Raw genomic sequence first — 13,452 nt, 5'->3', positions numbered from 1 at the left:
TACCGAGGTGCCCGATCGCGCTGCTATCTGACGCAGCGTCAGCTAACGGTCACTTCCGAGTCGGGCTGACCTCTCCGGCGCCAGCCTTCTCCCACTGCTCCAGCCACACCAGCAACTCGTCGAGGGGGAGCGGCCGGCTGAAGTGATAGCCCTGACCGAGGTCGCAGCCGAGGCGTCGGAGGAGCTGAAGGTCATCGGCGTGCTCCACGCCTTCGGCCACCACTTCCAGGCCCAGGTTGTGGCCCAGATCGATCATCGAGCGCACGATGGTGAACTCGTCGCTGCGACGGTGCATCTCCGCCACGAAGGACTTGTCGATCTTGATCTCTTGCAGCGGAAGGTCGCGCAGGTAGGTGAGCGAGGAGTACCCGGTGCCGAAGTCGTCGATGGCGGTGTTGACCCCCAGGTCTCCGAAGGCGGTGAACACCTCTCGGGCCAAGGACGGATCATCCATCAGTTCGGTCTCGGTCAGCTCCAACACCAGGTCCCCGGCGCGGACACCGTGGTCGAGCAGGGCCCATTGGAGGTGGTCCACCAAGTCGGGGTCATAGAGGTTGCGCACCGACAGGTTCACCGCCAGCCCGATCGGGAACCCGGCATCGCGCCACGTCTTGACCGCGGCCAGACCTTCGCTGATGACCCAACGGGTCATGGGCTGGATCGCCCCCGAGAGCTCGGCCAGTTCTACGAACTGGTCCGGGGGGAGCAGGCCGAATCGGGGGTGCTGCCAGCGGATCAGGGCCTCGACCCGCACCACCTCGCCGGTGCGCAGGGCCACGCACGGCTGGTAGTGGAGCACGAACTGGCCGGCGGCCGCGGCCTCGGGCAGGTCGCCGATGAGCGTCAGTCGCTCGATGCTCGAACGGTCGTGCTCGGCTGAATAGACGGCCACCCCCGCTCCGGCCCGTTTGGCCATGTACATGGCCACGTCGGCTCGCTGGATGAGCGTGGGGACGTCTCGGGCGTGCTCGGGGTAGAGGGCGATGCCGATGCTGGCGTTGGACTGGAGGCGGACGTCTTCGAGAACGAAGGGTTCGGCCAACGTGGAGCGGATGCGATCGGCCACCCGGCGGGCGTCGGCCTCGTCGACCAGACCCGAGAGCACCACCGCGAACTCGTCGCCACCGAGGCGGGCCACCAGCGAGTCGCTCAGCTCGCGGGTGAGCCGGTCGCCGATGCTGCGCAGGAGCTGATCGCCGACGTGGTGGCCGAGGGCGTCGTTCACCTCCTTGAACTGGTCGAGGTCCATCACCAACAGGGCGATCGTCTCGCCCGGAAGCGGGTCCCGGTTCAACGTCCGATGGAGCTCCTCGTCTAGCAACCGACGGTTGGGCAGTCCGGTCAGGCTGTCGTAGAGGGCCTGGCGGCGCAGGGCCTCCGATGCCGCCACCGATTCGGTCACGTCCTGGAGCGAGACGCCGACAGACCGGCCGGTGAGCGGGAAGGCCCGCAGGGTTACCACCCTGGGCTCGCCGCGGGTCGGTCGCACCAGCAGGTCATCAACCCGCAGTGGCACGCCGCGCTCGATCACCAACGCCAACCGGGTCCGCAGCCGCGAACCGGCCAGTGCTGGGAAGGCGTCCTCCAAGGCGGTACCGATCAGCGGGTGGAGGTCACGGTGAACGAGCCGGCTGGCGGCGGCGTTGGCGCCGTCCATCACCAGGGTGGCGTCGGGACCTTCGTCGAGGCGCAAGACCAGCAGGGCCAGGTCGATGCGGTCGACGATGTCGGCGTACTGGTTGACCCGCTGCTCGATGCGGAACTGTTCGGACACGTCGAGGCTGAGACCCCGCAGGGATTTGGTCTGACCGTTGCTGTCGACATCGGCGGTGATCCGGTCGTGCAGGTGTACCCAATGCCCGTCGAAGGTGCGGAACCGGTAGGTGACGTCGGTGTCTACCCCGAGGGTGATCGAACGGTTCAGAGCGGTCTGGGTGGTGTCGAGATCGTCGGGGTGAACCCTGGCCGCCCAAAAGCCTGGTTCCAGCCACTGCTCCTCGCTCCAGCCGAGCATGGCGATCGCCCGCTGGTTCACGAAGGTCATGCGATCCTCGGCCACCGAGCAGATCCACAGGGCGGCATCGAGCCCGTCGATCACTCCGTTGAGGTGTTGGCGCGGCCCCGCCGGGGGGCGGCCGCCCCGGCCCGGCGCCCCCCCCCCGCCCCCCCCCCAGTTGAGGGTGGCGGCCATGGCGACGATGGTGAGGGCCATGAACGCAGCGGGAACCATCGTCACCGGGTACAGGAGCGGGAACCCGATGCATCCGGACAGGTCGGTGGCGAACAGCCACAACGGGATCCGCCCCGAACGCCGTGACACCAGGTGTCCGATGGCGTTGAAGCCCAACCCGACGATGAGGATGGCAATGGCCAGCGACCGAGAGATCTCGGGGAGTACAAGGACGGCTACGGCCAGAGCGGCCACCACGACGTAGCGCTGACGGAAGAGACGTTCACGGGCGCGTTGGTCCGTGTCTCCGTCCTGGGTCCAGTCGACCCTGCTCTCCAGGCGGTGCAGCGCCCCCCTCGGCGACGGCTTCGCCATCATCACCTCATTGGGTCGGCAGTCTCGGCTCGGTGTTGAGCACTTGACCCCAGACGCCACCGCCATGCGACAAACGTGGAATGGGTCACACCTGGTGACCGACCGTGAACTATTGACTACCGTTCGACGGGCCAAGGGGTGCCAGGGGCAACAGCACGGGTGCCAGGAGTAACAGCATGGTGAACGTCACGTTTTGGGGGGTACGGGGGTCCACGCCTTGCTACTGCGATGCCAACCAGCGCTACGGCGGGAACACCGCGTGCGTGACCCTGGAGGCCCCAGGGCTCGACCCGGTGATTTTCGACCTCGGCACCGGGCTTCGCTTCTTTGGTGAAAGCCTGGCCGGCGCCGATCAACCGTTCCGCGGACTCGCCCTGGTGACCCACCTGCACTGGGATCACGTCCAGGGTCTTCCGTTTTTCACCCCTATCCATCGCACGGGCTCGTCGTTGGCGATCCACGGTCGCAGCGACGGGTGCTCGCTGGGCGATGCCTTCCGCACCTTCATGCACCCCCCGTTCTTCCCGGTTGGACCTCAGGATCTGGCCGGTGACATCACCTTCGACGACTTCGAGGGAACCGAACTCGAATGGGGTCGGGCTCGGGTCACCGCCGCAGACGTCCCCCACACCGGACCGACCAACGGCTACCGGGTCGAGATCGACGGCCTGTCGGTGGTGTACGTGAGCGACCACCAACAACCTGCCGATCCCACCTACGTCGACCCGGCCGTGCTCGAACTTTGTCGCGACGCCGACCTGCTCATCCACGATGCCCAGTACGAGCCCCACGAGTTCGCCATGAAGTCCGACTGGGGCCACTGCACCGTCGACTACGCGGTGCGGGTCGCGGCTGAGTCAGGGGCACGACGTCTGGTGTTGTTCCACCACGACCCTTCCCATTCCGACGACACCATCGATCGGCTATTGAACGAAGCCAGGTCTATGGCCGAGGGGACCTCGGTCCTCGAGGTGCAGGCCGCATCCGAGGGCCTAACGGTGGCGCTCTCGTCTGCCCTAGTCTGACGGTCCGTCAGAAAACTCCGGGAGACGAATCCGAATGACCGAGTCCGCCTTCGACAGCGCACGATTCCGCCAGGTTCTGGGCCATTTCCCCACGGGGGTTTGTGTGGTGGCCGGCCACCACCAGGACCAGCCCGTCGGACTGGCCATCGGTTCGTTCTTCTCCGTCTCGCTGGATCCGCCCCTGGTCGGGTTCTGCGCGGATCACCGTTCCTCCACCTGGCCCAAGCTGCGCGAGAACGGTCGCTTCTGCATCAACGTGCTCGCCGCTGACCAAGAAGCAGTGTCACGGGTGTTCGCGTCCAAGGACGCCGACAAGTTCGCATCGATCGGGTGGGACCGCTCACCCCTCGGCGAGCCTCGGATCGCCGGGGCACTGGCCTGGATCGACTGCACGCTCACTCAGGTGCACAAGGCCGGCGACCACGACATCGTGCTCGGCGAGGTCCACGACCTGTCGGTGACCCACGAAGGTAACCCGCTGGTGTTCTTCCGGGGTGGTTACGCCGATCTGGCCTGAGCTCCGCTCTGGTCGAGCACCCAAGCCAGCACGAACGCTTCGTCGCGCCACGCGTCGTAACGACCGCTGGGGCCGCCATGGCCGGTGGCCAACTCCACCTTCAACAACACCGGCCTCGGATCGTCGGCCGGTCCGATGCCATGGCCCTGCTGTCGCAGCCGAGCCACCCACTTGGTCGGCTCGTGGAAACCAACCCGGGGGTCGTTCAGCCCCGCGGTGGCCAGCACCGCTGGATAGGTGACCTCGGTGGCGGGTTTGACGTTCTCATAAGGGCTATAGGCCGCCAACCACCCGTAGGCATCCTGGTCGTGGAGCGGATCGCCCCACTCCTCCCACTCGATGACGGTGAGCGGGAGGGAGGGGTCGAGGATCGTGTTCAGCGGATCCACGAACGGAACCTCGGCCACGATGGCGGCGAACATCTCCGGGGCGAGGTTGGTCACCGCGCCCATCAACAGTCCTCCGGCGCTTCCACCCCGGGCCACTAGTTGGTCCGGTGTCGTCCAACCCTGAGTGACCAGGTGCCGGGCACAGGCCACGAAGTCGCTGAAGGAGTTCTGCTTGTCGTCGAACTTGCCAGCCTCGTACCAGGCCCGACCCAACTCTCCGCCGCCGCGGACGTGGGCGATGGCGAAGACCATGCCGCGGTCGAGAAGCGACAACCGGGCCACCGAGAACCACGGGTCCATGCTGGCCTCGTAGGCGCCGTAGCCGTAGAGGAGACAAGGCGATGGTTGGCCCTCGTTACGACGGTCAGGCCGCCACACCAGCGAGATCGGCACACGGGTTCCGTCCTCGGCTACGGCCCACTCCCGGGCCGAGCGGTACTGGCTGGGATCGAAGCCGTCGAGCACCGCCTGGCGCTTGAGGAGCACCCGGTCACCCGAGGTGGTGTCGAGCTCGTACAGGGTGGAAGGTGTCGTCAGCGACTGGTAGCTGAACCGGTAGCGGTCGGTGTCGAATGTCGGGTTGGCCGATGGGCCCAGGGTGCCGACCTCCTCGTCTGGCTGGATCCGTCGGGTGTCGCCTGTGGTTGGATCGACCAACCACAACGCCGTGGAGGCATCGACCCGACCATGCACCACCAGGTGATCGACAAAGGCTTCGACCCCGTCGAGGCGGCATCCCTTCCGGTGGGCCAGCACCGTGGTCCACTCCGACCTCGGACCGACGGTCAGTCCGTCAAGCGGGGCTCGCCACAGGGCGAAGTCTGCGGCACCGTCATGGTTGGACAGGACGAACAGGCCGCTGCCGTGGTGAGCCACCGAGTACTCGACGTCTTGTTCCCGGGCCGCCACCTGTCGGGGCTCGGCGGCGGGGTCGGTGGCGTCGAGTAGCCACGCCTCACTGGTCACCGCGCTGGCCGAGGTGATCACGGCCAGCGCACCAGACCGTGACGCTCCAACGCCCACGTGGAACCGTTGGTCCTCTTCGGTGAAGACCAACACGTCCTCAGCGGGGTCGGTCCCGATGTGGTGGCGCATCACCCGGTCGGGCCGGAACGCATCGTCTTGCAATGTGTACCAACAGGTCCCGGAGTCGGCCGACCACGCGAACCCGTACGCCACGCCGGGGATCACCTCGGGGGATTCCACCGCGGGCTTGCCTTCGGCCAGCGGCCGCAGATCGGCGAAGTGAAGGTCGTGATGCTCGTCCCCGTCGAAGTCCACGGCGTAGGCGACCCAGTTGCCGTCGGGGCTGACGTCGAGCACCCCGAGACCCAGGTGGCCATGTCCCTCAGCCAACAGGTTCAGGTCCAAGACGACCTGTTCGGCTGCTGGGTCGTCGATGGGGCGCTCGGTGGTTCCGTCGTCGGGTCGACGGCAGTGGATCGGGTAGGACAGGCCTTCTTCGGTACGGACCAGATACCACCACGCCCCGTCTCGCACTGGGACCGACATGTCGGTTTCGTCGGTTCGGCGACGGATCTCCTCGAACACCTCTTCTCGTAGCGGTGCCAGGGGTTCGGTGACGAGCTCGGTCCAGGCGTTCTCGGCCCGGAGGTGGGGGAGCGTGTCGGCGTCGTCGGGATCGATGAGCCAGGCGAAGGGATCTTCCACATCGTGACCCCACATCGAGCGGGTGGCTGGTCGGGTCGGTGGCTGAGGTGGCATGGGGGATTCGGGCATCACGCCGAGACGATACGGCGGTACCGTCAAGGCCATGCCCATCTACGCCCTCGGCTCGCAGGTTCCGGTGATCGACCCCTCCGCCTACATCAGCCCCGAAGCGGTGATCATCGGCTCGGTCACGATCGGCGCCGAGTCATCGGTTTGGCCCGGGGCCGTGCTCCGAGGTGATGACGGTTCGATCCAGATCGGCGACCGGACCTCGATCCAGGATGGTGCCGTGCTCCACACCACCCCGATGTGGCCGACCGTGGTCGGCAACGAGTGCACCATCGGTCACCTGGCCCACCTGGAGGCATGCACCGTCGAGGACGGCGCGCTGGTTGGTTCCGGGTCGATCGTGCTCCACCAGGCCGTCATCGGTCGGCAGGCGTTGGTGGGAGCGGGGGCAGTGGTGAGCGGTGGGGTCGAGGTGCCACCCCGAGCGATGGCCCTAGGTGTGCCGGCCAAGATCCGCCTGGACGCGGTCAACACCGAGTATGTACGTCACGGCATGGAGTCCTACGTGGCCCGAGCCGTCCGCTACCGACAGGACCTGCGCCGGATCGATTGATCGGCGGCAGGCGAGCCGTCCTCAGCGAGCCGAATAGGCCGGCTCTACCGGAGCTGCAGACGACTCGAGCTCGTACAGCGTGACCGGCTCGTGGGCTACCCGGGCACGGGCCCAGCGGGTCACCACTGGGTCGTCGCTGAGGATCACCACCTGGGTCAGGTGGGAGAGCCGGATCAGGTGGTCGAGCACATCGGTCTTCTCGGGAAGGTCGAGAGGAGCGAATGCGTCGTCGATCAACAACGGCATGCTCTCTTCGGTGCCGTCGATCACCGCGGTGCGGTTGCAGCGTTCGCTTAGACGGGTCTCGATGTTCTCGGGCCGGGCCGAGCACAGGCTCTCGAGTCGTGACTCCAGCTCGCGGACCTTGGCCAGACCGACCCGGTACCGGTGTTCCACCCCGACCAGATCCGGATCGGCGTTGGCGGCCAACAGGCCAGCTAGTTCCCGGCGACGATCTTCCAAGACATCGGGATCCACAGGCTCGTCCTCCAAGTCGGCGAGCTCGGCCCAGTCGGCCCGTGCCGTGCGGCTGACGATCACACCGAGCCGGGCGATCTCGGCTTCGGTCTCAGTGCGGTCACGGCGGCCTTGGTTCAATTCTTCACGCTGGCGAGCCGCGGCCACGGCCTGAATGGCCCGTTCCAGGCGGACGGCCAAGCCGCCTTCGGTGAAGCCGAGACGGGCAAGGATGGAGTCGAGGTGATCGGCGGCTTCCTGTTCCCGTCGCCGCAGCGAAGCCAACTTCACCGCCCGCCGAGCGGTGCGCCCCGCTTCGATCCGCCGGTCGATGGCCGAGGCCAGTTGTTCGGGATCCAGGTCGGCGACCGATGCGGCGCTGAACCCGTAGTGCTCGAGCCCTCGAGCCAGAGAAGCCCGAGCCGAGCGCTCGGTGGCGGCCGCGCTCTCGCACTGGATCCGAGCCTCGTCTCGGTTGCGTGACACCGCCCTCGAGTCAAGGGCGGCGGCGCGGTCCCGCACGGCATCGGCCCGAAGGGTCAGCTCCTCGGGGGTGCGGCCACCGGAGATCTCCTCCCATTCCACCTGGGCCACGATCCAGCTGTTGGCGACGTTCTCGAACCGGACCCGGTCGGCGGCGTCGGCGACGTCGTCCAGACGTCGAAGATGCATTCCGAGCCACGAGCTGACGCCGGTGCGGTTCAGGGCGTCCATCTCGGCCGCAGCGGCTTCGGCCAGATCACGGCGGGGCTCGAGCACCAAGAAGCGGACCAGAGCCGCGGCTCCGACCAGAGCCAGCACCGCCACGATTGGCATCCCGTTGACCAGGGCGAGAACCGCCGACCCTGTCAGGGCAGCGGCCGCGATCATTCCGGGGCGTACCCGCTGATCGGCGATCCTCTGGGCCTTCACCACCTCGAGGTGGGCCGCCTCGACGACCTTTTCGTTCTCGGTGTCGTCGGGCTCGGCCGGCCCCTCCATGGCGCTGAGGGCGTGGTACTTGTCTGCGGTCCGGGTCAACCGGTTGTGAGCGGTCCACAACTTGTCCTGGTCGAGCCGAGCGAAGTGCTCCACCAACGGGTCGGTGGGGGTAGCCGAAGGCCTGGTGAGGTCGGCCAGCTCGGCCTCGGCGGTGCGCCGAGCGTCGTGAGCGGCGCGCCATGCGTCGAGGCGGGCCAGGAAGGTGGTGGGCGGGGCTTCGGGGGTGGCTGCCACCCGGGCCAGGTCCTCGGGTGAGACCCGGGGCAGGTTTACGAGTCGGTCGGCCAACTCCGAGGCCTCGGTGGCCAGGTCGCCCCAGGTCGCGCCGGCGGTGCGCAAAGCGTCGACCGATCCCAAGATGACTCGGTCGTTGGCGCCCTCACCCCGGCCCAGCATCGCCATCTCGGTGCGGAGCTGATCCAGGCGGCGGCGGTTCTCCTGCCAGATCCACCGGGCCCGGTCGTCGTCGGCCGATGCGATCTGTTGATCCAGCTCACGGAGGTGACGACGGCCCCGTTCCAAGGCGTCGACCAGTTCCATGGCCTGGAGGTGATCGTCGTGCAGTTCGGCCAGGTTGGCTCGTGCCCCCGCTAGCTGATCGGCGACCTGGGTCGCGGTCACGTCCAAGCCCAGGCCCAGGTCGCTTGCGGTCAGGGTCAGCAGGCCGGCCACCGCCGATGGGTCACGACCCAACAGGTCGGTGGGGCCGGGAGCCTCCACCCCGTCATCGGCGAAGGTGGCACCGGTGCGGTCGGCGAAGACGCGCCGACCGGCCTGATCGGTGAACACCACCGAAGCGTTGGACAGACGTCCGGTCAACGCGTCGACGATGGTCTCGATCAATTCCATGCGATCGACGGCACCGAGGCCAGCGAAGACGGTGACGTGAGGGCCGAAGCGGAGACGGTCGTCGCTCCCAGGGCTGTACAGAACCAACTGCTCGAGTCGCACGGTTTTCTCCTCCGTGACTGGCGCTTCCCCCCGCCGTGACTAGTGCCACATTTTCTACCCCATCGAAACCGAAAAGGCGAGTAGATGATCGAATTTCACCTTTATTCGTGGTTCTTTAGGCCCATGACCTGGGCCTAAAGGCCCACGGGTTGGCACCTCAGGCGGTGCTGGCCAGCCAGGAGAACGCCGGCAGGTTGCGCACCACCGCGAACGTCAACATGAACGCGCCGAGGCCGATCCTCAAAGCGGGCGTCGAGCGCCACCAGCCCGGAGCGGTCACACCTCGGCTGGTGACGAACCAGATCACCCATCCGGCCACCAGCAGCGGCACCGACAGTGTGAACACGGCGTTGTGGTCCAACGCTGTGGTCACGTCGAGCTGGGTCAGAGCGTGTACGGCACGCAGCGACCCGCAGAACGGGCAGTCGAGCCCGGTGATGGCCTTCAGCGGGCACAGCGGGACGTTGCGGGCACTGGGGTCGACCACGGCCAGCGCCGCGGTGCCGACAACGGCCAACGCCCCGACGGTCACGGGACCGGACCAGAAAGAGGCGGGCAACTCGGCCAGGGGGCGAACCTCGGCGGACGCGGACATGGGGACAAGGGTAAACGAGCACGTTGCCGATCGGCATGGCCCGGTACCGTGACCGAGGGGACCCGGGAGAAGCTGCCATCACCGATCGAGCCAACCAGGACACCGACTTCGTGCCGTCGGCTCGTGACGGCTGGCGTCTGATCGGTCGTCAACTCTGGGACCAGAGGTTGGGGATCCTCGTCGGGGTGGCGGCCGGTCTGATCTGGACCTTGGGAAAGGTGACTGTGCCCCGCTTGGTGGGTGCGGCCATTGATCGGGGGATGGAAGAAGGCGATGTCTCGGTGGTCACCGGATACGCCTGGGCCATCGCCGGGGCCGGCCTGGTGGTGGCCGCCTTCACCGGGCTGAGGCGGTACTGGGCCTTCCGGGAAGCTCGTCGGACAGAAGCCGTCCTCCGGGACCGCATTTTCGCCCACCTCCAGCGGCTACACGTGGCCTACCACGACTCCCAGCAGACCGGTCAGCTCATGAGTCGGGCCAACAACGACCTCCAACAGATCCAGAACGCGGTCGTTCTGGTGCCGCTGACCATCGCCAACCTCGCCACCGTGTTGGCGGTGCTGGTGGTGCTGTTATCCATGGACCCGATGCTCACCCTGTTGGCGCTGGGGTCACTGCCAGCGCTCAACATCTTGGCCAAGCGGTTCTCGACCCGGTTGCACCCGACCATGGTGGGTGTGCAGCAGGAATCGGCCGAGCTCGCCGCCGTGGTGGAGGAGACCGTCACCGGCATCCGCGTGGTCAAGGGGTTCGGGGCCGAACCGGCCCAGGCCACCAGGCTGGGGGCCGAGGCCGATGACCTTTACCGGGTGTCCATGGAGGGAGCTCGGATACGGGCTCGGTTCTGGCCCGCGTTGGAGATCCTCCCCAGCGTCGGGCTGATCGCCGTGTTGGGCTACGGCGGGCACCAGGTGATCGACGGGGAGTTGGCGCTCGGAGCCCTGGTCGCGTTCAACGCCTATGTGGTGCTGTTGGTGTGGCCGCTGCGGATGCTGGGTTGGGTGGTGGCCATGGCCCAGCGGGCGGCGGCATCGGCCCAGCGGGTGCACGAGGTCCTCGCCACCGAGCCGCTGGTGGTCTCGCCGCGGTCACCGGTGGCGCTGCCGCCCGACGGAGGAGACCTACACCTGGCCGGGGTCAGCTTCGCCTACGGGAGAGGAGCACCGGTTCTCGACGGATTCGATCTGCACGTTCCCGCAGGGCAGACCGTCGCCCTGGTCGGCGCCACCGGTTCGGGCAAGTCGACGGTGGCCAGCCTGGTGTGTCGGTTCCACGATGTGGACGCAGGCGAGGTGCGCCTGGACGGGGTGGACGTTCGCCAAGTGTCTCTGGTCGAGCTGCGTCGAACCGTGGCCCTGGTGTTCGAGGAGACGTTCCTGTTCTCGGACACCATCGCCGCCAACATCGCCTTCGCCGACCCTGACGCCCCAATCGGCCTGGTGGAGCGGGCGGCCCGGCTGGCCGGGGCCCACGACTTCATCACCGCCTTGCCGCGGGGTTACGCCACCGAGATCGGCGAACGAGGCTTCTCCCTGTCTGGAGGGCAACGGCAGCGGATCGCCATCGCCCGGGCCATCCTGGCCGACCCCCGCGTGCTGATCCTCGATGACGCAACCTCGGCGGTCGACCCGACCAAGGAACACGAGATCCGGGATGCCATGGCCGAGGTCATGGCCGGACGGACCACGGTGATCATCGCTCACCGACCGGCCACCATCGCCCTGGCCGATCGGGTGGTGCTCATCGACGACGGTCGGGTGGCGGCCGACGGCACCCACGAGCAACTGCTGGCCAATAGCCCGCGCTATCGCGAGGTTTTGGCTTCGGCGGCGGCTCGTGAGGAGACCGCGGGAGCTTCGGGCCGATGATGCCCATGTCTGGTGTGGACCCCGATGATCGTCTCGACCGTCGCCAGGCCGGGCGGGTACTGGGTCGGGCCGCCCAGATGTTGGGTCCCTACCGCCGGGAGGTGGTCGGAGCCAGCGCGTTGGTGGTGGTGTCGACTGCGGCGGTATTGGCCGGACCGCTACTGCTGCGCTACGGCATCGATCACGGCATTCGGCCAGGTGACGGCCAGGTCCTCGATCGGGCGGTGGTGGCCTATGCGGCGGTAGCGGTGGTGGCGTACCTGGCTGCCCGCATGCAGGTGCTCCTCGTGAGTCGGGCCGGTGAGGGCTTCCTGCGTGACCTGCGGGTCAGGGTCTTCGATCATCTGCTTCGCCTGTCGATGCCCTTCTACGACCGGGAGAAGGCCGGGGTGGTCGTCTCCCGCATGACCTCCGACGTCGACTCGCTCCAGGAACTGGTCCAGATGGGTCTCATCCAACTGGTGTCGAGTTGCCTGCTCATCGTGGGCTCGCTGGTGGTGCTGGCCGCGGTGTCGCCGACGCTGCTGGCGATGTGTCTGGTGCCGCTCCCGGTGGTGGTGGCCGCCTCGGTGCGCTTCCAACGGGAGTCGAACGACGCCTACCTCACCGTGCGCGACCGCATCGGCCTCACCCTGTCCGCGCTGCAGGAGGGCATCAGCGGGGTGAGGGTGATCCAGGCCTATGGCCGTGAGGATGTCGAGGTGCAGCGGTTCGCCCGACGCAATCAGGGTCTGTATGAGGCCCACATGCGATCGGTGCGGATCCAGGCCTGGTACCTGCCGGTGATCGAAGGGTCCTCGCTGCTGTGCACTGCGCTGGTGGTGGGGATCGGGGGCCGGCTGGTGGCTGACGGGTCCCTGACGGTGGGCACGGTGGCCTTCTTCGTTCTGACGCTGTCCAACCTGTTCGAGCCCGTCCAGCAGCTCTCCCAGTTGTTCAACACCGTCCAGTCATCGGGGGCGTCTCTCAACAAGCTGTTCGCCCTGTTGGACACCGAGCCCGACCTTGCCGAGGCCCCGAGCACGGTGGCCCTACCCGGGCGCGGAGACCTGGTGGTCGACGACGTCACCTTCTCTTACGGGACCGGTCCTGCCGTCCTGAGAGATGTTTCGCTGGTCCTATCCGCCGGTGAGAAGCTGGCGCTGGTCGGACCCACCGGCGCCGGGAAGTCCACGCTGGCCAAGCTGATGGCCCGGCTCTATGACCCTTCCGATGGTCACGTCAGCTTTGGTGGGGTCGATCTGAGGGACGCTCCGGTTCGGGTCCTGCGATCCCGCATCACCGTGGTCCCCCAAGAGGGGTTCCTGTTCGCCGGGACCATCCGCGACAACGTCCGGATCGGGAGACCTGATGCCTCGGATCGGGAGGTGGAGGACGCGCTGGTCGCATTGGGTCTGTTGGAGCGGTTCGAGGCCTTCCCCGACGGTCTCGACACGGAGGTCAACGAAAGAGGATCAAGACTGTCCGCCGGTGAACGACAGCTCGTCTCGCTGGCCCGGGCCGCGCTGGCCGATCCAGCCGTGCTGGTCCTGGATGAGGCGACATCGTCATTGGATCCCGGAACCGAGCTCCTGGTCGAACAGGCCATGGGCCGGCTGATGGAAGGCCGTTCGGTGGTGGTGATCGCCCATCGGTTGTCCACCGCGGTTCGCGCTGATCGGGTGGGCGTGGTGGCCGAAGGTGGCCTAGTGGAGATCGGGCCTCACGCCGACCTGGTTGCCGCCGGTGGCCGCTATGCCGGGTTGTACGCCGCCTGGGTGAGCGGTCTGGCTGTCGACCCGGCGTCGTGATCGAGAGTGACCGATTTCCGGTTCGGAGAGTTGTGTGAGTGA

The 13,452-nt window shown here is 67.3% G+C and carries 9 protein-coding genes; 5 read left to right on the top strand and 4 right to left on the bottom strand.

Annotated elements, in window-relative coordinates; all coding sequences use genetic code 11:
* Positions 1–49: 49 nt before the first annotated feature.
* A complete protein-coding gene (locus IPG97_07925; protein ID MBK6856460.1) occupies positions 50–2,611 on the bottom strand; it encodes an EAL domain-containing protein in 2,562 nt (853 codons plus the stop codon).
* 110 nt (positions 2,612–2,721) lie between these two features.
* Here IPG97_07925 and IPG97_07920 point away from each other — a divergent pair, with 110 nt between their 5' ends.
* Together IPG97_07920 and IPG97_07915 are read left to right on the top strand one after the other, a co-directional pair.
* Complete coding sequence (locus tag IPG97_07920; GenBank protein MBK6856459.1) at positions 2,722–3,570, top strand: MBL fold metallo-hydrolase; 849 nt, start codon at positions 2,722–2,724, stop codon at positions 3,568–3,570.
* 34 nt (positions 3,571–3,604) lie between these two features.
* The gene (locus tag IPG97_07915) at positions 3,605–4,087 is read left to right on the top strand and encodes a flavin reductase family protein (GenBank protein ID MBK6856458.1); all 483 of its coding nucleotides are present in this window, start codon (positions 3,605–3,607) and stop codon (positions 4,085–4,087) included.
* Here IPG97_07915 and IPG97_07910 read toward each other — a convergent pair.
* Positions 4,069–6,201 carry a S9 family peptidase gene (locus tag IPG97_07910; GenBank protein ID MBK6856457.1) on the bottom strand — a complete coding sequence of 711 codons (2,133 nt, stop codon included), beginning with the start codon at positions 6,199–6,201 and terminating at the stop codon, positions 4,069–4,071. The two genes, IPG97_07915 and IPG97_07910, sit on opposite strands and share 19 nt — an antisense overlap.
* Before the next feature lie 49 nt (positions 6,202–6,250).
* Here IPG97_07910 and IPG97_07905 point away from each other — a divergent pair, with 49 nt between their 5' ends.
* A complete protein-coding gene (locus IPG97_07905) occupies positions 6,251–6,769 on the top strand; it encodes a gamma carbonic anhydrase family protein (GenBank protein ID MBK6856456.1) in 519 nt (172 codons plus the stop codon).
* Between the two features lie 21 nt (positions 6,770–6,790).
* On the opposite strand, the gene IPG97_07900 is transcribed toward IPG97_07905, so the two are convergent.
* Positions 6,791–9,157, bottom strand: a complete 2,367-nt coding sequence (locus IPG97_07900; GenBank protein MBK6856455.1) for a hypothetical protein — start codon at positions 9,155–9,157, stop codon at positions 6,791–6,793.
* A 157-nt stretch (positions 9,158–9,314) separates the two neighbouring features.
* On the bottom strand, positions 9,315–9,752 hold the full coding sequence (locus IPG97_07895; protein MBK6856454.1) for a DUF2752 domain-containing protein: 438 nt from the start codon (positions 9,750–9,752) through the stop codon (positions 9,315–9,317).
* 35 nt (positions 9,753–9,787) lie between these two features.
* On the opposite strand from IPG97_07895, the gene IPG97_07890 reads away from it, so the two are divergent.
* A complete protein-coding gene (locus tag IPG97_07890; GenBank protein MBK6856453.1) occupies positions 9,788–11,620 on the top strand; it encodes an ABC transporter ATP-binding protein in 1,833 nt (610 codons plus the stop codon).
* Positions 11,617–13,410, top strand: a complete 1,794-nt coding sequence (locus IPG97_07885) for an ABC transporter ATP-binding protein (GenBank protein ID MBK6856452.1) — start codon at positions 11,617–11,619, stop codon at positions 13,408–13,410. Before IPG97_07890 ends, IPG97_07885 begins: the two co-directional genes overlap by 4 nt.
* The last annotated feature ends 42 nt before the right edge of the window (positions 13,411–13,452 follow it).

It is taken from the genome of Microthrixaceae bacterium (assembly GCA_016702505.1).
Classification (GTDB): domain Bacteria; phylum Actinomycetota; class Acidimicrobiia; order Acidimicrobiales; family Iamiaceae; genus Aquihabitans.
Note: the sequence above shows the minus strand (reverse complement) of the source record. Positions and strands in the feature narration are given on the sequence as shown.